Source organism: Pedobacter metabolipauper, assembly GCF_004362715.1.
Lineage (GTDB): Bacteria > Bacteroidota > Bacteroidia > Sphingobacteriales > Sphingobacteriaceae > Pedobacter > Pedobacter metabolipauper.
Window position 1 is genome coordinate 207790 of record NZ_SNYC01000005.1, and the last position, 17329, is coordinate 225118.

Sequence of the window (17329 nt, forward strand, 5' to 3'; positions counted from 1 at the left end):
ATTGGTTGAATGGTGGTTGTTGATTCGTTGTTAGTTAACTGATTGTTAGTTATTGGTTGATTCGTTGTTAGTTAATCGGTTGTTGGTTATTGGTTGTTGTTATTGGTTGATTGACTGATTGATTGGATTATTGAGATACAATGGATCAATCAGACCAAAGTTAATCATACTTAAGGGCATCATAACCCAATAGTCTGCGCCATAACGCCAGCTGGCCAATGCAACTGGCTTCCCGGTAAATCACAAACGTTATAAACTCATACATGGTCATGCGGAAACCCGGCATCATTTCAAATGTACTGTCTAACTTTTCATCAGTGATCTTCAGCAATTCATCTTTCAAGATCGGCGCTATTTTATCCCAGTCCGCTTTAAACTCACTTAATGGCGGATAGGTAACCTGATCATCAATCCCTTTGTTGTTTTCAAAAAGCTGATGAGCACTTTGGCTGGCATCCACACCCAGCATATTTGCAAGTGCATATCTTTGTTCTACCAAACTGCCGGTAAGCCAGGCCGCATGATTTGCTTTCGTATTTAACCGGTTATGCGCATCCGTATCGGTAATATCTACAATTGCCTTTGGGAAAAAACCGGTATGCATGTCGTACAAAACGACAAGAGAACTCATTCGGGTACTGGTTGTATTTGTTTCCATCCTATATGGTTTTATTAAATATATACGAAACTACAGCAATTATGGAACTCTGATGCAGGCATCGTGCGACAATAAAAGGGGGCAATTAAGACATCTTAAGATTCCAGCTTCATCATATATTTATCAAGACCTTTTGCAAACCCATTTGGGATCACTTCAATGGTCTTAAATCCACTTTTCACATAAAAAGCAGCAGTAAATTGAGAGGTATCTACTTTATAAGCAGCATTGGGATATTTTTCCTTCATCAGGTCAATTCTATAACCGGTAAGCATCGTACCGATCCCCTTTTTATGGTGGTCTGCATGGATCATGCCCCAGGAAAGACCGGCCTCATTGCTTTGCTGATCCAGAAAGATACCACCGCATCCAACAATATCTCCATCGGTTTCCACTACAAAGTAGTCTTGCGCAGCATCCTCATCTAAAAAATCTGTAAAAAGCTTCTTCTCAGCAGCATCAAAGAATTTTGGTTGATTACTTTCAAAAATTTCAATACACTTTTCCCTGAAAGCAGGCTCGTATTTAAGTATGTTCATATAACCGGGTAATATTTGGTGAGTACTAATCTATATAAAAATATTGAAATCCTTTAAAAACTGCTAAAATCTTCTATATCCGGTATCATATTTATTTCTTAGTTTAGGAGTCATGAATGCTTATAAAAATGAATGGATAGAAATCCTGTTAAAAAAGGACTTTCCAGGCTGGTTAATTGGTGCTGATAAGAACGATATCATCATCCAAATACCAGATGATCAGGACCTGGACAAGGTTGCTGCAGAATTCTCTTCTATGCTTTCCGAATTGCAAAAAAAGATTAAAAGTAAACCAACAATGACCAGGTTTTTTATCGGAAACAGTAAGGATAGCCGATACTGCGAATTAAACTAAGACCACCGGACGTTAAGATGAATAATTACTAAATTAACAATGCACGTTCCCCTGAACTTCTTTAACTGGTCTTTAAAAAAAGCAATTAACACCTTAGATAACCCTATTCAAAAAGCCCAGATGACGGTATTCGTATACCTCTTCTTTGGCAATTTTCTTAAAATAGGAATCTTTCTTCCGGAATACATCAAACAAAACAGCCTCAGTCAAATCATAGCCAGCATCGTTGGCATCGTGATTACTTTTATTGTATTGAAATTATTGCTGTGGAAACCATACTATTTACAAGGATTGATTTTCTTTGTAATAACCGCGGCAACATTTGGCGTTTGGTACAACCTGGTGGTTGATAAAAATGCGATTAACCTGATCACCTTTCAGGATATCTTTATGATCGTGATGTGGAGTTTTTATGGCCTGTCAGGCAGATGGGGATATATTTATTCGGGCGCGGCAATCCTGCCCATATTGTTTAGCTTTTCACTTGACCCGATTCAGGAAATGGGAATTGGCCTACCAGGTACATCTGTTAATGCATCATTGTTCGTGATTGCGTTTAATTTTGTGGTCATCATCATTGCGCATCACTACTACCGGAGCATTCTTTATCAGACCATCTATTCTTCAGACCGGCTAAATGATGAGCTGGCCAATTCTAACGATTCAAAAAACATGTTCTTTGCAACCATGTCACATGAGCTTAGAACACCCTTAAATTCCGTAATTGGAATGGCAAATCTGTTAATTGAGGACAATCGCGATAAAGAGCAAAAAGAAAATCTGGATATCCTAAAGTTTTCCGCAGAGAGCCTGTTGTCGCTCATCAACGACATTCTTGATTTTAATAAGATCGGATCAGGAAAAATAGACCTGGAACAAATTCCTTTTAACCTCAATACGCTGCTGGAAAATGCATGTGCCGGATTAAGGATCAAGGCCATGGAAAAGAACCTGTATTGCATTACTTCCATGGATTCAGAAATTGCAGAGAATGATGTTATTGGTGATCCTACAAGGTTACTGCAGATTATCTATAACCTGGTGGGCAATTCTATAAAATTCACTAAAAAAGGCGGTGTAGAAATACAGGTCAGGGTTTTAAACCGGGTCAACGATACGCTGTCATTAAGATTTATAGTTCAGGATACCGGACTGGGAATCAGCAAGGAGCAGCAGCAGATCATTTTTGAACCCTTTATACAAGCCGATGTAAATACCACCAGAAAATTTGGAGGAACCGGACTCGGATTATCTATCGTTAAACACTTGCTCACCTTACATCAGAGTACCATCCATGTAGAAAGCGAACTCAATAAAGGAGCAAAATTCTATTTTGATATCGATTACCAGGTAACCAGGAAACACCTGGAACCCATCGCTGAGGTCAGTCCTAAAAAAGATCAGGGTGCCTTTTCAAATTTAAAGATCCTGCTGGCAGAAGATAACCCCATGAACATTTTGTTTATGAAGAAATTATTTGCCAGGTGGAACATTGAAATTGATATTGCTGAAAACGGACAGGAAGTACTTAATTTGCTGCAGGTTAAAGATTACAATCTCATACTTATGGATATTCAAATGCCGGTAATGAATGGTTATGAAGCTGCAGTACAAATCAGGGCAATGAATGACCCGTTAAAGTCAGCCACCCATATCATAGCCCTAACAGCATCAGTGTCAAGCGATGTAAATACGAATGTACTGGAGGCCGGCATGAACGATTCATTAAGTAAACCATTTAAACCGGATGAGCTCTATGCTAAATTAGAAAAGTTGGCGGCACACTCCCCTATACCGTTTTAATAAGCCAATTAGTACACAGGAGTTATGATTTCTAAGCTATAAATTTATAACTTTACGATTTGCATGCACGTTAACCGATGAACAATTCAGATTACCTTTTAAATAACGAACAGCTACTCGAAGTATTTACACTAACCAAAACAGCTACAGCAATTCATGTGTCTGAAGATGCGGTGATACAGACCGCGAACGATGCCATGCTCCGCATTTGGGATAAGGATAAAAGTGTAATTGGGAAATCACTGGCAGATGCGCTGCCCGAATTGAGGGAACAGCCTTTTATCGGTTTATTTAAAAGAGTATGGAATGAAGGCATCACCATCTCTGGAAACGATACCCCTGCGGATATAGCCGTTGACGGGAAACTGCAAACCTTCTATTTTGATTTTGAATACCGGGCCATAAAAAATGACCAGGGTAAAACATTATGCATCCTGCATACGGCAACCGACGTAACTGACCGGTTTTTAAAAAAGGAAGCCATAATCCATGCACGCGAAAAAGAAGAAGCATTACTCAGGGAACAGGAGATCAACGAAGAACTTGCAGCTGCAAATGAAGAGTTAAGCGCCATCAATGAAGAGCTTCAGCAAACCCAGGAAAACCTGTATGAATTAAACAATGAATTGGAAGACCGGATCAGTGAGCGGACGCGCGACCTTTCACAGGCAAACGTTGAGCTCCGGTATAGTGAATTGAAGATCAATGACATCTTAAACCAGCTGCCCTCTCCTGTTGTTGTTTTACGCGGATCAACATTCATCATCGAGATGGTTAATCAGGCAATCCTTTCTTTTTGGAACAAGAGCCATTCAGAGGTAATCGGTAAACCCATGCTGGAAGTATTTCCGGAACTGGCTGCACAAATCTTCCCAACACTATGGAAAAAGGTTCTGGAAACCGGAGAACCGGTATTTAACAGGGAAACCCCAATATACTATGCCGCTGATGATGGCACCAAAAGACAGCATTTTGTCGATTATTTTTATAAACCGTTAACAGAACTCGATGGCACGAGAACCGGGGTTTTAGCAACGTTAATCGATGTTACACATAAAATAGAAGCCAACAAGCAACTGGAAGAAAACCAGGTATCACTTCAAAAACTGAATGAAGAACTGTCGGCCATCAATGAAGAGATGACCGCTTCAAATGAAGAACTTCTGGTTACAAATGAAGCGCTTGCAGACAGCAAAGAGAGCCTCGTTAAAAAAGTAAATGAACTGGCTGCGAGTGAGGCAAGGTTCATTTCTATGGTTACGCAGGCTCCAGTGGCTATAACCGTTCTGAAAACCTCAGATCTAATCATTGACATCGTCAATGAACGCATGCTGGAAATCTGGGGTAAAACGCCTGATATTCAGGGAAAACCCTTAGCACTCGCAATGCCCGAACTGGAAGGTCAGCCATTCCTTCAGATCCTGAGTGATGTACTTAATTCCGGCGAACCCTATTACGGCAGTGAAAGTAAAGCACAGATTGTGCGCAACGGCGAACTTATTCAGGGATATTTTAACTTTATTTGTCAGCCAATTAAAGATGATACCGGTGCGGTAACAAGCGTATTACAAGTGGTAAATGAAATTACCGAGCAGGTAGACATACGGATAGAATTGTTAAAAGCTGAAAAAATGATGGATCTGGCCATTACCGCAGCAAAATTAGGTTCGTGGCACATTCACCCGGTTACAAAAGAACTAAAATACAATGCCATGCTGGCTAAGCTGTTCGGTTATGAAGGTACAGAAAACATGACCTACGCGCAGGCAATAGGACAGGTTGTAGAAGAACACCGCGACAGGATTACCCAGGAGATCAATAATGCAATTAACAATGGAGGGGACTATGACATCACCTATGCACAGCGAAGGTTTAATGACAACGAAGTCATCTGGTTGAGGTCATTGGGTAAGATCACTCCGGGCGACGATGGAAATCTGAGTCTTTTTTCCGGGTTTGTAATGGACATTACAGAGATGAAAAAGGACGAGCAGCGTAAAAATGACTTCATCGGAATGGTGAGTCATGAGCTAAAAACCCCGCTTACTTCACTCAACGGTTACATTCAGATGCTGATGAGTAAGGCGAAAAAATCAGAAGATGTATTTGCCATCAGTGCATTGGATGTAGCCATTAAGCAGGTTAAAAAAATGACCAGTATGATCAATGGCTTCCTGAATATATCAAGACTGGAATCTGGCAAGATCCTGCTGAACAAGAGTCATTTCAGATTGGATGAATTGATCCAGGCCACAGCACAAGAATCGAGGCTGCTGGATCCAGGTCATACCGTTACCATATTTGCAGATCAGGCTGTAGACGTTTTTGCTGATTATGATAAGATCAGCAATGTAGTTTCCAACCTCCTGAGTAACGCAGTAAAATACTCACCAAACAGTCACGAGATTGAAGTTCACTGCATAGTTAAGAAGAATTTGGTGGAGGTTAGTGTTAAGGACTACGGCATCGGCATTGAAACAGAAGATCTTAACCGCTTATTTGAACGTTTTTATCGTGTGGAAAGCAACAACAGCATCTCTGGCTTTGGCATCGGCTTATATTTAAGTGCTGAGATCATAGACCGGCATAATGGAAAGATTTGGGCAGAAAGTGAGCCAGATAAAGGATCAACTTTCTATTTCACCTTACCGCTTTAATCCACATAATTCTTGAATACAACTTCTTAAAATAGGTTTTGGATATGGATTCAAAAACATTCCTGAAAGAGTTCTCTGAAAACGCTTAATTTGAAAACGTTATCTAAAATGCTTTCTAGATATGTTCGATGATCCAAAGCCTAAATTCTTCAACAGAATAAAACAGCCAATCGGGGTTTAATGCCTGCAGTTCTTTGGCGTTCGTGGTGGTTGCCCAGGCCGCAGCGGCAATTGGAATACCAACTTCTTTGCAATACTTAATATCACTTGGAGCGTCACCCACATAAATACTTGTGGTTATATCCGCATTTAACCTGGTAAGTATATTCCGGATGCCGTTAATTTTATTAGGGCCTTCCGGAGATCCGGTTTCCATGACTTCAAAATATGGTTCAAGGTCGAATTGTTTGAGCGACAACCGGGTGCTGCGCAATCCTTTACCGGTAACCATAGCCAGTTGAACACCATTCCCTTTTAAAACTTCCAGCAGCGCTTTAATACCAGGAAATGGGACCGGACAGGTGTGATGAAGTTCTTCATAATGTTTAAGGTAATTTTTAATACCCTCCTGCTCATTGTCAGGGATCAGCTTACGGATGGTACCTTCCTCAGAAGGGCCAAATGTGGCCACAATATCCGCTTCGCTAATTTCGGCATTTAAAAAAGGTTCAATACTTTTCTTAAACGCAGCAATGCACAAAGGCAGCGTATCGGCAATGGTACCATCCAGGTCAAAAATTACAGTTTCAATCTTCATATTCATCAATTATAAACAAATATATCTGAAGAACAAATTTGATCAAGCGCAATATTAATCAGCCATTTCTGAGCAGATCTCGATCAAAAAACCGTTAAGATCTTTAATATAGGCAACTTCCTGTCCCCAGGGTTTTACCTTCATCTGCTCTACGGGGATTCCTCCTTCTTGTACCGCAGTATTAAAAACCTGTTCAACATTTTCTGTTGTAAAGCCAATTTCAATACCAAAAGGTTTGCCATTCGGAGCACTTTCCATAAAGCCATCAGATAAGTTAGACTTTGCGAGCTCTACACTTGCAAAAGATAAGACGGTATCTCCGGTTAATAATTCGCCATAGGAATTATCCGGGGTAATAAATTTTCGCTGAAAGCCGAAAGCTTTCTCATAAAAAAGTATGGATGCCGTTACATCCTGTACATAAAGGATGGTGTATTTAAATTTTACCATGTTTATAAAAGCTAATGATTAATAACAGGACAAATATACAAAGGCACTAATCCATTGGCCTTGTAAAAAAGCGACAAAATTAAAGCTGCGAAGGATTTACACCAGTAAACTTCCTGATCTCATTTGTGAGGTGGGCATGATCGTAATAACCCGATTCATATGCAATCTGCAGCAAACTTCTATTGGAAATATTGTTCCTGATCTTCTTGTAAGTGAATTGATAACGCACCAGGTTGGTAAATTCCTTTGGACTCAACCCAACATGAGATTGAAAATGCCGTTCCAGCTGTCTCGTCGTAGTAAAATGTTTTTTAGCCAGATCAGCCACATTCACACATCCCTTATTTTGATGGATATAATCAATTACTGGTAATAGCGAGTGCTTTGGTTTAGAGAGTTTACTAAGAAAAAATTGGTTCAACTGGGCTATAGTAAGAGAATTAATCTCATGTATATTGGGATACATCCCCTTTTCAAGTTCAATATTTTGATCCGTAAACTCATGGAGGGACTGGAATTTAAAAAAATAAGAGAGGGCTGCAGGTTTAAAACGAATTCCTAAAAGTTTAGCTTCAGCACGGATGATATGCACTTTGAACGTGGTCATGGCACCCGTTAGGTATGCAGTTTCACTTTTCATTAAAAGGATCCCGTCGTTCGTCTTATAGTCGTCTTTTAAATTTAAGATGATATCTACACAACCATCCGGCAGAATTTTGGTCTTGTATAATTTACCATGGGTATACTCAGAAATCCAATACGCATCGATATACAATGCCAGGGCATGATGCGGTTTTATCTCAGTGTATGACATATTAAATATTTGATATAAAAGTAGCCATTTTAAATCTTCTTAAAAAACAGACTGCCATAGGGTTGTCAGTCGACCCTGTTTTCTTTGTATAACAAACCCTTAAAACATTCATTATGACTACAGAAAACATCAACACCGAAACTACTGCATTTCTTTCAGCAGAAGACCTGTTAAATCACTGGCAAGGCCATAGAAGGTTAACAAGACGTGTAATCGAAGCCTTTCCGGATGATAAACTATTTATATACAGCATTGGCGGAATGCGCACATTTGCCGATATGGTTATGGAACTAATTGACATATCAGCACCTGGAGTAGCGGGCATTGTTACCAATGACTGGGGCAATGTAACTGCGTTCAGTAATCATTCAGCAGATGGAAAGGCAAGTACCAAATCGGAACTTTTGGCTTTATGGGATAAGGAAACAGAAGAGATCAACCGTGCTATACCAATGATCCCGGAAGGACGTTTCCAGGAAACTATACTGGCGTTTGGCCAATATGAAGGTGAAGCCTATTCAACGGTACTTTATTTCATTGACAATGAGATTCATCACCGTGCACAAGGAACGGTTTACCTGCGCAGTTTGGGCATTGAGCCGCCTGCATTTTGGAACAGGGATTAATATAGATACCTGCAGTTTTCAGTTTTCGAGACCAGAGGCTGCAGGTATATTATTTTTCAACAAGCACCCCCGGACGTACTTTACTGGTGGCAATCAATGGGGCAACGATCATTCCGGCAACAATTGTAAACTGCCATGTACTGGCCAGCAGCCAGGGCGGGCTAAAGGTTGCCGAATAGGTCAATGGTCCATAGAAAAGGTCCAAACCAACAGTACTCCAGACCACCAAGGCCAGAAAATCCTTTTTGATTGCGCAGATAAGATTGCCCAGACCGCCCCTGTACCAAACAATCAGCAGCAGAAAGGGAAGCATCCAGTAAAAACGCAGAGATGCACTCCATATCCAGCTGCCGCCGTCCAGAGCCATTACATGGTTGACGATAAAGGTAACCGCAATTTGATGCCATAGAATAGCCGCTATAGCTGTTCTGGTTCATGGACACTGAGATATTTATTCCTGAAGCCAGAAGGCGTTTCACCCGTTTTTATAAAAAACAGCCTGCTGAAGTAGGCCGGATCATCATAGCCGAGTGCATAGGCGATTTCCTTTGCCGTTCTGTCGGTATGTACCAGTAGTCTCTTCGCTTCTAGGATGAGCCTATTCTTGATAATATCATTTGGCTGTGGGAGACCGAGGCGCTTGAACCTATGGGTAAGGGTCTTTGGCGCAATCATCAGCAGGTCGGCATAATCGGCAACATTGTGTTTATCCTTATAGTTAGCTTCGACTAGCTGGGTAAATTTCCTGAAAAATTCAAGATCGTTGTTGGGTTTTGTCGCCATTACCCCGTCCAGATGCTGCACTTTCCATAACCTGGTCGATTTGATCAATAGCTGTTTGAGGTAGGTCCTGATCATCTCTTCCAGCGAGACATCTTTCAGTTCAAATTCGTCCCCGATCCCCGAAAACAGGTAGTCGATAAAACTGGCATCCTGCTGCGGTATAACCGTCATGGGCATATTGTTGATGTTATTAAAGAGCAGACCATCACACGCAACCTCTTCGTCATGAAGTTGGATGCAGTAGAAATCTCGGTTGTAAAAAACAAGAAGGCCATTTCGTTCACCTACATGGTCAATGCTCAGCACCTGGTTTGGACTGATAAAAAACAGTGTAGGACCATCTGTTCTGTAAACATTAAAGTCAACCTTTATTTCATATCCACCATAGAGATAAAGTACCTTGATGTATGATTTGTAGGCATCGGAATTAATTGCCTCGATGCTTTCTGGAGCTATTGGCAAAAGCCCAATGGTCTTAAGGCTTGCATCAAAAATATTTTGCTTCATGAGATAACGGATAAAACTCGCCTTAAATTAAATTACTAATCTATTTATAGATTTTGATAGGGACAAATAAAAAAATACCTGCAGTTCTGGTACCGAACCGCAGGTAGCTTAGTTTTTGCTTCCTATTTCTTTGCAAACTTTTCAAGTTCTGCGTTGAACTTATCCATTTCTTCCACAAAAAGTGCGTGTCCGCTATTTTCAAATTTTACGATATATGAATTTTTAAGGCCTTTGTTCAACTGTTCTGCCAGTGAAAAATCAATCAATTGATCTTTTGTGCCCTGAAAGATGGCTACCGGAATGGTGATGTTTTTAAGCACCGGGCGAAGGTCCAGATCTCCAAGTGCAGAGATGGATTCGGTGATTGCGTATGGACTTGCTGACAGGTTGATGTTCTCCAACCATTTTTCAACGTTTTTAGAAAGTGAAGTTCCCTTTGCTGCGAATGCTGCTCCGAAACCGGCAATCAGGTCTTCCCTGCTGGTCATCGTCTGTTTGATCAGTCCGGCTGCATCTGCTTCAGACACTCCATAGTTATAACCACTGCGCTGTTTCCACGATGGCGCAGCTGCGGCAAAAAGGGCAAGTTTGCTCACATGCGCTGCTTTGTATTTGTTTACATAGTGGATGGTAACCGCACCGCCCATCGAGAAACCACCAAGCACGGCATTTTCGATCTTCAATTTTTCAAGCACCACCTTAATATCGTCAGAGAATACGTCGAAGTTGTATTTCCCATAAGGTTTATCCGATTTTCCGAAGCCGCGAAGTGAAATGCCGATTACTCTTAACCCTTTTCTTGAAAAATATTGGTACTGATATTCATACATTTCGTCACTTAACGGCCATCCATGGATCAGTACAAGTGGTTGTCCTTCTCCAAGGTCTGCCACGTGAAGTTTCACGCCAGGTTCAACTTCGATGTATTCCGCCCTTCCTGCAGAAGCTGGGATTCTTTTGGTTTGTGAAAAAGCCGATTGGCTGGCAATTAAAGTCATGATTAAGCTAGTTGTTAGGATTAGATTTTTCATTGTTCTGTTTTTTAAATTATTTGTTTTAAATTCTTGTTGTTTGTTGACACTACAAAGGTGGAGAGAATGCTGGTCCTAAAGAATGGACATATCGACAACAGTCTTGTACATTTTTCCCATCCCTGTTATTTCAACCTGACCATCTTGCTTACTTTGCACAGTATGGGTGCCGAATGGGCTAGAACCAAAAATCGGCCTCTATTTGCATTATGCAACAATTTGAAAATCAGCTAAAAACAAAAATGCCCTTCACGATATCGTGAAGGGCATTGGCTCCCGAGACTGTGTACTTTTCTAGAAATTTGCTTGATGACTTGACTAGAATTTCAAAAATTGGTGAAGATCTTTTCGAATAATATAAGTAATCAACTAAAATGATAAAATTTTGTAAATTACATCATTAGGGAGCTAGACAACGTGCTTTTAAGAAATCAGATTTCTGAGATTTACTAGTTAATTATCCAATAAAACCATTCCTGTATTTCGATAAATTGTCAAAAATCACTACTATCGACAAATATTGACAATGAGAGGAAATTGTAAATTTTTAACAGGGGATTTCCCTAACACCCAAAATTTAATCTTCAAAATTCATAAATTTGCTTGATAACTATGAAATAGATGTTCGAAATTTTTCAAAAATACCTTACTGATAAAATTAAGCTTTCCAATGGTGAATTAGAAATGATACGATCTGTATGTAAAGAGAAAAAGCTCCGAAAAAAGCAGTTTCTTTCCCAAAATGGAGAGGTTTGGCATTACAATGCCTTTATATGTCGCGGCTTGGTAAAAACATTTTCGATTGCTGAGAATGGCACAGAACATATCATCAATTTTGCACCCGATAATTATTGGACAGGCGACCGTGAAAGCCTTATGAACGGAACGCCGTCTCGCCTGAATATCGATGCGATAGAACCGACCGAATTGATCCTAATTGGAAAAATGGATTTCGAAAAACTGTGTTCGGAAATTCCGCAGTTAAATCAATTAGTAAATCAACTTATCCAGAAAAGCTTTATCGTTTCTCAAGGTAGAATTCTAGCTAACATCAGTTTTACAGCAGAAGAAAAGTATGAGAATTTTCTTGTAAAATACCCAAACATTGTCAATAGAATTCCTCAGCATATGATTGCTTCTTATATCGGCATTACCCCGGAAACCCTTACCAGATTGCGCAGAAATATATTTAAGAAGTAGAACCATCCATTTTCATTGACATTTGTTTGGTTTTTTTTCAAGCTTTTATCAATGGAAGATGACCTCCTGCTGAAGCAACTTTGTCTTATTAAATAACAATCAAAATTTAAAAAGATGAATAAGACAGTTTTTATTACGGGAACAAGTACAGGATTTGGTAAACTGACCGCCACAACACTTGCCAATGCTGGCTTTACGGTTATTGCCGGAATGCGTGGCGTCAAAGGAAAGAACGAAACCGCTGCAAAAGAACTCCAGGCAATTCCCAATATCCACGTTATGGAAATAGATGTCACAGACGACCAATCTGTAACAAAAGCTTTTGCAGAAACATTAGAAAAACATGGCAAGATTGATGTGCTGGTCAATAATGCAGCAGTTTCTGGTTTTGGGCTATTGGAGGCTTACAGCCTTGACAAAATACGTCAGATGTTTGAAGTTAATTTTTATGGTGTCATCCGTACCTATCAAGCAGTGTTACCCTCGATGCGCGAGCAGAAAAGCGGCTTGATCATCAACATTACTTCAGGTGCAAGCGCCCATACATCGCCTTTTATGGTTCCGTACTTTGCATCGAAATTTGGAGTCGAGAGCATTACAGAAGGTTTGCAGGATGAACTGAAACAGTTCAATATTGAAAACGTCTCCATTCAGCCCGGCGTTTATCCTACAGAAATGAATACAGGTCAAAAAACCGGAGTAAATGCAGATAAACCTGAAATTGCAAGTCTCTACGATCCTGTCGCGACAGCGCAATTCAATGCCATTGGCGCAGCATTATTCGGTAAGATGAAAGTGTTCAATATGGATCCTCAAACCATTGCAGACGGAATTTTAGAACTCATCCAGATGAAACAAGGTTTCCGTCCATTACGTTTTCCTCTGGACGCCGTTGCTCAGGGAACTGATCTCGAATTTATCAATGCCAGAGCCGAACTAAAAGCTAAATGGCTAGCAAAATACAGTGATTAATTTATTTTAATGATGTTTAAAAAAGGGCTGAAGAATTTATACTTCAGTCCTTTTTTGTTATTGGTTTTTGTTGAGTTTAAAAAATATAGTTTTTAACAAAGTTTCAATTTCATTGACATTTGTTTGTTTTTTTTTCAAGCTTTTGTCAATGGAAGAAGGCAGTGAAATGATAGAAATTTGCTTCATCAAATAACAACAAAAAATTAAATAAGATGAGCAATTTAAAAAAACAAATCAAAGCAACTGCAGTAGCCAGTGCATTATTAATATCAACTTCAGTTTCTAATCTTGAGGCACAAGAGAAAGCAGGAGTTATCGGAGTAGACCATATTGGAATTAATGTTCCCGACATGAATCAGGCAGTTAATTTCTTCACAGACGTTTTTGGTTTTTCTGCTGTAACCACTTTAGGACCTATTCCTTTGGATGCTACCTGGAAGAAAAATAATCGCATGCAGTCCGGAACCGGTGCAGTAACCATCAAGATGGTAAAAGCCGGAACTGGCGCTAATATAGAACTGTTTGAATATAAAGACAATAATGGCAGCAAACAATTCCCTGGCGGAGACGATCTTGGTGCAAGCCATATTGCTTTCTACACAGACGATATCAAACAGAGTGTAACCTTTCTAAAAAGTAAAGGCGTGCAATTTTTTGGCGAACCGTTTTTAATGCCATCAGGTGATACAGAAGGCGAAACCTGGGTTTATTTCTTAACACCCTGGGGAGCTAAAATGGAATTGGTTTCCTATCCCAACGGTAAGGGTTATGAAAAGAAAAAACCTGCAACGATTCTTTGGTCTCCAAAAGATGTTCAGTCATCATCGAACAACGAAAATCAAAAACCACTATCCGAAGCAGAAATTCGCTCATTAGTTGAAACACATCTCGCAATTTGGAATGAAAATGATCTGAAAAAACGCGAAGCCTTAATGAAAAAAGTTTATGCGGAAAATATTGAAATGGTAGATGGCCATTTTATTGCAAAAGGCTTTACTGAAATCAACGGTTTTGTGGAAGATCTGCAGAAAAAAGCACCGGTATCAAAATTCACTCACACCAAAGTTATCGATGTCAATCACAATATTGCTCGCCTTTTCTGGCAAAACGGAACACCAGAAAAACCGGATGGGGTGACAGGAATGGACCTCTTCGTTTTCGAGAACGGAAAAGCTGTTAAACTCTATGTCTTTGTTGACACTAAAAAATAATCTAAATCAATAAAATTTATTCAATACTAACATTTAAAACAATCAATTATGAAAGCATCATTAGTTAACCCAAACTCAAAAAACGAAACATTAATTCGTGAACTTTACAGAATCGCAGAAATTCAGGATACAAAAGGATTTGTTGACCTGTTCGCAGAAGACGGCTATTTCTGGGATGTCTCTGCCGGAACAAAATATTATGGAGAAGACATCGGTAAAACAGTTGATGTGTATGCCACCGCTTTTCCGGATATGCACAGAGAATTATATGACCTGTATGTTTTGGAAGATGAAAATACAGTGGTTGTGGAATTATCTCTGAACGGAACACACAAAGGTCCACTTCAATTGCCATCAGGAACGATTCCAGCAACAGGAAAAACAATGCAGACGCCTTGTTGTGATGTTTTTAAAATCGAAAATGGAAAAATAAAATCTTTCCATTGTTACACTGCGGCAACAATTATGTTGGGACAGTTAGGGCTTTTTTAATTTAACATAATCAGGGTAGATGAATGTTTTTCATTACCCTGATTTAAAACTTTTTTTAAATATGGAAAATATTATAGACCTTTTAAACTGGCGTTATGCTGCAAAAAGAATGACGGGCGAAAAGGTGGAAGATGAAAAAATCAATACCATTCTGGAAGCTGCACATTTGGCGCCTTCAGGAATTGGATTACAACCCTATGAGATCATTGTCATCAGTGATCCCAAAATTAAAAAACAAATCTTACCCATCGCAATGAATCAGTTTGCAGTTACCGAATCATCACATCTTTTGGTTTTTGCAGTTTGGGACGAATACACAACGGAAAGAATTGATCACGTTTTTGACCATCTAATCTCGGTTCGAAATAGTGAATCTGCATCTTATGAAAGACAAAGGCATTTTGCCAAACAGTTCTTTGGAAATATGAGCATCGAAGAGAATTTCCACCACGCTGCAAAACAAGCGAATATTGCTTTAGGGTTGGCAATCACTGCCGCAGCTTCGTTAGAAATTGACACAACACCAATGGAAGGTTTTGATCCTGTAGCTCTTGATGAGTTTCTTGATCTGCATTCTAAAGACTTAAGAAGTTCGATGCTTTTGGCAGTAGGATATCGAGATACAGAAAATGACTGGAATTTAAAAAATGAAAAAGTACGCAAACCGATGGCGGAATTTGTGACCTTTTATAAATAGTAAATCAATAAAATTTTGAAGAAATCAAAATGGAAAATACACCAAAACCAGGAACTTCCAACAGCCACGACAAAACACAAACAACTGGAATCACCGTCAGCGCCTATTACAAAGTTCATCCAGAGGACAGGCAGATTTTTATTGATGCTGTTATTCCAGAAATGACTGCGGCCAATAAAATGGAAGGCTGTGTTTATTATGCATTTTCACAAGATTTAACCGATGAAAATACCTTTCATCTTTTAGAAGGTTGGGCAGATAAAGCCGCATACGAACATCACGAAAATGCAGAAACTTTCTTAACGGCTTTAGGTACTGTTGTAAAAAATGTAAGAATATTGGACCGAGAGGGTGTTCGGTATGATATTTCTAAAATGCATATCGATGATCCGAGAGGAAAAGTATGATTTTAGTTCTAAAATAAATCTTTGAATTAAAGTGATGAATAATTAGTGAACTTATATGGGGCTTACTGATAAAATGCATAATCTTGCGGTGATATGCATGGGCAAACCAACCTTTAAAAATCAATTACCAAAACCATAATCGAAAATCACTAACAATGTTTCATACCACTAAAAAGTTAATCGAAGACTTTAAAGCCAAAGGCACGAATCTTTCAGAAGAAGAAGCAGGAAATATGATGCTAGCAAAACTTGCAATCGCATTGAATTTAACAGCATCGAACCAAAAACCAGAGCGTATATAAATTATAACTTATTCGCTAAGAAGATATTAGTAAAGCAAATTTGACATTTTTAGTGGCTTTACACAGTATGGGTCCCACTGCTGGGCTCGAACCAGCCACCCTCTGATTAACAGCGCTCCAAGCATACTTTGTGATATCTATATTTATCTATAAGTATTATATTTATCAGGTATTTACAGTTTTATTTTTTATTTTGGTTATACGATTTTTTGGGTTGTTGCTAAAATTTCAGTGCAAATTTTGTGTAAATAATTCTGAAGATCAAAAATTTTTGAGATATGAAAAAGCAACAATTTCTATTTACCATGATACCAGAAGAGCATTGGATGATGGACGGTTCCCCGTGAAGCTCCGCGTTTATTATGGAAGGTAAAAGAGGATATTAAAAGTCTGGGGGTACTTACAAATACTCTTTTGGCAACGGTCTGTCCTTTCGTTCTATATCATAAAAACAGCTTAAAACCCAAAACCGGTTACCGTCATAGAATAGTTCAATGCTATCTATGCCACGCCCAATAATTGGTCCGCCAGCGACATAACGCGTTTCATAAGTACTCCATACGTGGTAGAGACTACCAAACTTTTGTACCTTGCTAGCAATTTGCTTTTCGTAGTAGCCTGTTTTAGCCATCGAAGCATCTTCTTCGGTATGAAACTGCTTAATGGTCACCATGCGCATCACGGTCTTACCGCTCTTATCAATTTGCGGGAATCCAACCAATGCACCGGGAAAGTGCAATAAACTATCGCGTTCATAACTAGGCAACTGCCCTTTTTTAACTGACATGCTTGCATAAAATGCTTTAATAATTCCGTTTAGCGTACCTACATCATCGCCGAATTTAGTCTTAGTTTGCGCATATCCACTTAAAGTGAAAACAATAATAAATAAGAGTGCTGTTGGGAAAGTGAATTTGTTCATCTTAATGGCAATCTATATAAAATTATATAAACTATGTAAGAAACGTAGCATAATCATGAAGAATTAAAACCCAATATAACCAAGCGTTGCTTAACCAGCAAATGTTCCGAACGCACCCAATTCATATGACAACCAAGTAGTCAAGC

General features: G+C 39.3%; 20 protein-coding genes. 11 read left to right on the forward strand and 9 right to left on the reverse strand.

Annotation, left to right across the window (positions count from 1 at the left end; all coding sequences use genetic code 11):
* Window positions 1–160 precede the first annotated feature (160 nt).
* Window positions 161–658: a DinB family protein gene (locus ATK78_RS13260; RefSeq protein WP_133576608.1), complete on the reverse strand. Its 498-nt coding sequence runs from the start codon at window positions 656–658 to the stop codon at window positions 161–163.
* Window positions 659–753: 95 nt separating this feature from the next.
* Entirely contained in the window at window positions 754–1197 is a 444-nt protein-coding gene (locus tag ATK78_RS13265; protein ID WP_133576609.1) for a GNAT family N-acetyltransferase, read from the reverse strand.
* 112 nt (window positions 1198–1309) lie between these two features.
* Between ATK78_RS13265 and ATK78_RS13270 the strand changes: the two genes are divergently transcribed.
* The 3 genes from ATK78_RS13270 to ATK78_RS13280 all read left to right on the forward strand — a co-directional run bounded on the left by ATK78_RS13270 (window position 1310) and on the right by ATK78_RS13280 (window position 6012).
* Window positions 1310–1552, forward strand: a complete 243-nt coding sequence (locus ATK78_RS13270) for a hypothetical protein (protein ID WP_133576610.1) — start codon at window positions 1310–1312, stop codon at window positions 1550–1552.
* Between the two features lie 39 nt (window positions 1553–1591).
* Complete coding sequence (locus ATK78_RS13275; protein WP_133576611.1) at window positions 1592–3355, forward strand: ATP-binding protein; 1764 nt, start codon at window positions 1592–1594, stop codon at window positions 3353–3355.
* A gap of 77 nt (window positions 3356–3432) precedes the next feature.
* Window positions 3433–6012, forward strand: a complete 2580-nt coding sequence (locus ATK78_RS13280) for a PAS domain-containing protein (RefSeq protein WP_133576612.1) — start codon at window positions 3433–3435, stop codon at window positions 6010–6012.
* Between the two features lie 115 nt (window positions 6013–6127).
* On the opposite strand, the gene ATK78_RS13285 is transcribed toward ATK78_RS13280, so the two are convergent.
* From ATK78_RS13285 to ATK78_RS13295, 3 genes are all read right to left on the reverse strand, one after another.
* Window positions 6128–6769, reverse strand: coding sequence for an HAD family hydrolase (locus ATK78_RS13285; protein ID WP_133576613.1), 642 nt, complete (start codon window positions 6767–6769; stop codon window positions 6128–6130).
* 54 nt (window positions 6770–6823) lie between these two features.
* The gene (locus tag ATK78_RS13290; RefSeq protein WP_133576614.1) at window positions 6824–7219 is read right to left on the reverse strand and encodes a VOC family protein; all 396 of its coding nucleotides are present in this window, start codon (window positions 7217–7219) and stop codon (window positions 6824–6826) included.
* Between the two features lie 79 nt (window positions 7220–7298).
* Window positions 7299–8033, reverse strand: a complete 735-nt coding sequence (locus tag ATK78_RS13295; protein ID WP_133576615.1) for a helix-turn-helix domain-containing protein — start codon at window positions 8031–8033, stop codon at window positions 7299–7301.
* A gap of 113 nt (window positions 8034–8146) precedes the next feature.
* Between ATK78_RS13295 and ATK78_RS13300 the strand changes: the two genes are divergently transcribed.
* Entirely contained in the window at window positions 8147–8659 is a 513-nt protein-coding gene (locus tag ATK78_RS13300) for a DinB family protein (RefSeq protein ID WP_133576616.1), read from the forward strand.
* Window positions 8660–8708: 49 nt separating this feature from the next.
* Here the strand turns inward: ATK78_RS13300 and ATK78_RS13305 are convergent, their stop codons facing one another.
* The 3 genes from ATK78_RS13305 to ATK78_RS13315 all read right to left on the reverse strand — a co-directional run bounded on the left by ATK78_RS13305 (window position 8709) and on the right by ATK78_RS13315 (window position 10980).
* A complete protein-coding gene (locus tag ATK78_RS13305) occupies window positions 8709–9026 on the reverse strand; it encodes a multidrug resistance efflux transporter family protein (RefSeq protein WP_133576617.1) in 318 nt (105 codons plus the stop codon).
* A gap of 50 nt (window positions 9027–9076) precedes the next feature.
* Entirely contained in the window at window positions 9077–9949 is an 873-nt protein-coding gene (locus ATK78_RS13310; RefSeq protein ID WP_133576618.1) for a helix-turn-helix domain-containing protein, read from the reverse strand.
* Window positions 9950–10071: 122 nt separating this feature from the next.
* The gene (locus ATK78_RS13315) at window positions 10072–10980 is read right to left on the reverse strand and encodes an alpha/beta fold hydrolase (protein ID WP_133576619.1); all 909 of its coding nucleotides are present in this window, start codon (window positions 10978–10980) and stop codon (window positions 10072–10074) included.
* A gap of 621 nt (window positions 10981–11601) precedes the next feature.
* Here ATK78_RS13315 and ATK78_RS13320 point away from each other — a divergent pair.
* The 7 genes from ATK78_RS13320 (at window position 11602) to ATK78_RS22770 (ending at window position 16261) form a co-directional block, all read left to right on the forward strand.
* Window positions 11602–12180, forward strand: a complete 579-nt coding sequence (locus ATK78_RS13320; protein ID WP_133576620.1) for a Crp/Fnr family transcriptional regulator — start codon at window positions 11602–11604, stop codon at window positions 12178–12180.
* Between the two features lie 114 nt (window positions 12181–12294).
* Window positions 12295–13152: an SDR family oxidoreductase gene (locus ATK78_RS13325; RefSeq protein ID WP_133576621.1), complete on the forward strand. Its 858-nt coding sequence runs from the start codon at window positions 12295–12297 to the stop codon at window positions 13150–13152.
* Between the two features lie 212 nt (window positions 13153–13364).
* Complete coding sequence (locus ATK78_RS13330; RefSeq protein WP_133576622.1) at window positions 13365–14363, forward strand: VOC family protein; 999 nt, start codon at window positions 13365–13367, stop codon at window positions 14361–14363.
* A gap of 48 nt (window positions 14364–14411) precedes the next feature.
* Window positions 14412–14855 carry a nuclear transport factor 2 family protein gene (locus tag ATK78_RS13335; protein WP_133576623.1) on the forward strand — a complete coding sequence of 148 codons (444 nt, stop codon included), beginning with the start codon at window positions 14412–14414 and terminating at the stop codon, window positions 14853–14855.
* Between the two features lie 61 nt (window positions 14856–14916).
* Window positions 14917–15552, forward strand: coding sequence for a nitroreductase family protein (locus tag ATK78_RS13340; protein ID WP_133577264.1), 636 nt, complete (start codon window positions 14917–14919; stop codon window positions 15550–15552).
* Window positions 15553–15581: 29 nt separating this feature from the next.
* Window positions 15582–15959: a putative quinol monooxygenase gene (locus ATK78_RS13345; RefSeq protein WP_133576624.1), complete on the forward strand. Its 378-nt coding sequence runs from the start codon at window positions 15582–15584 to the stop codon at window positions 15957–15959.
* 155 nt (window positions 15960–16114) lie between these two features.
* Window positions 16115–16261, forward strand: coding sequence for a hypothetical protein (locus ATK78_RS22770; RefSeq protein WP_166664882.1), 147 nt, complete (start codon window positions 16115–16117; stop codon window positions 16259–16261).
* A 400-nt stretch (window positions 16262–16661) separates the two neighbouring features.
* Here ATK78_RS22770 and ATK78_RS13350 read toward each other — a convergent pair whose 3' ends face one another.
* Window positions 16662–17183, reverse strand: a complete 522-nt coding sequence (locus tag ATK78_RS13350; protein WP_133576625.1) for a hypothetical protein — start codon at window positions 17181–17183, stop codon at window positions 16662–16664.
* Between the last annotated feature and the right edge of the window lie 146 nt (window positions 17184–17329).

Excerpts from the sequence above, each read along its gene's own strand:
- ATK78_RS13260 (WP_133576608.1), bottom strand. The coding sequence starts at position 658 with ATGGAAACAAATACAACCAGTACCCGAATGAGTTCTCTTGTCGTTTTG.
- ATK78_RS13265 (WP_133576609.1), bottom strand. The coding sequence starts at position 1,197 with ATGAACATACTTAAATACGAGCCTGCTTTCAGGGAAAAGTGTATTGAA.
- ATK78_RS13270 (WP_133576610.1), top strand. The coding sequence starts at position 1,310 with ATGAATGCTTATAAAAATGAATGGATAGAAATCCTGTTAAAAAAGGAC.
- ATK78_RS13275 (WP_133576611.1), top strand. The coding sequence starts at position 1,592 with ATGCACGTTCCCCTGAACTTCTTTAACTGGTCTTTAAAAAAAGCAATT.
- ATK78_RS13280 (WP_133576612.1), top strand. The coding sequence starts at position 3,433 with ATGAACAATTCAGATTACCTTTTAAATAACGAACAGCTACTCGAAGTA.
- ATK78_RS13285 (WP_133576613.1), bottom strand. The coding sequence starts at position 6,769 with ATGAAGATTGAAACTGTAATTTTTGACCTGGATGGTACCATTGCCGAT.
- ATK78_RS13290 (WP_133576614.1), bottom strand. The coding sequence starts at position 7,219 with ATGGTAAAATTTAAATACACCATCCTTTATGTACAGGATGTAACGGCA.
- ATK78_RS13295 (WP_133576615.1), bottom strand. The coding sequence starts at position 8,033 with ATGTCATACACTGAGATAAAACCGCATCATGCCCTGGCATTGTATATC.
- ATK78_RS13300 (WP_133576616.1), top strand. The coding sequence starts at position 8,147 with ATGACTACAGAAAACATCAACACCGAAACTACTGCATTTCTTTCAGCA.
- ATK78_RS13305 (WP_133576617.1), bottom strand. The coding sequence starts at position 9,026 with ATGGCTCTGGACGGCGGCAGCTGGATATGGAGTGCATCTCTGCGTTTT.
- ATK78_RS13310 (WP_133576618.1), bottom strand. The coding sequence starts at position 9,949 with ATGAAGCAAAATATTTTTGATGCAAGCCTTAAGACCATTGGGCTTTTG.
- ATK78_RS13315 (WP_133576619.1), bottom strand. The coding sequence starts at position 10,980 with ATGAAAAATCTAATCCTAACAACTAGCTTAATCATGACTTTAATTGCC.
- ATK78_RS13320 (WP_133576620.1), top strand. The coding sequence starts at position 11,602 with ATGTTCGAAATTTTTCAAAAATACCTTACTGATAAAATTAAGCTTTCC.
- ATK78_RS13325 (WP_133576621.1), top strand. The coding sequence starts at position 12,295 with ATGAATAAGACAGTTTTTATTACGGGAACAAGTACAGGATTTGGTAAA.
- ATK78_RS13330 (WP_133576622.1), top strand. The coding sequence starts at position 13,365 with ATGAGCAATTTAAAAAAACAAATCAAAGCAACTGCAGTAGCCAGTGCA.
- ATK78_RS13335 (WP_133576623.1), top strand. The coding sequence starts at position 14,412 with ATGAAAGCATCATTAGTTAACCCAAACTCAAAAAACGAAACATTAATT.
- ATK78_RS13340 (WP_133577264.1), top strand. The coding sequence starts at position 14,917 with ATGGAAAATATTATAGACCTTTTAAACTGGCGTTATGCTGCAAAAAGA.
- ATK78_RS13345 (WP_133576624.1), top strand. The coding sequence starts at position 15,582 with ATGGAAAATACACCAAAACCAGGAACTTCCAACAGCCACGACAAAACA.
- ATK78_RS22770 (WP_166664882.1), top strand. The coding sequence starts at position 16,115 with ATGTTTCATACCACTAAAAAGTTAATCGAAGACTTTAAAGCCAAAGGC.
- ATK78_RS13350 (WP_133576625.1), bottom strand. The coding sequence starts at position 17,183 with ATGAACAAATTCACTTTCCCAACAGCACTCTTATTTATTATTGTTTTC.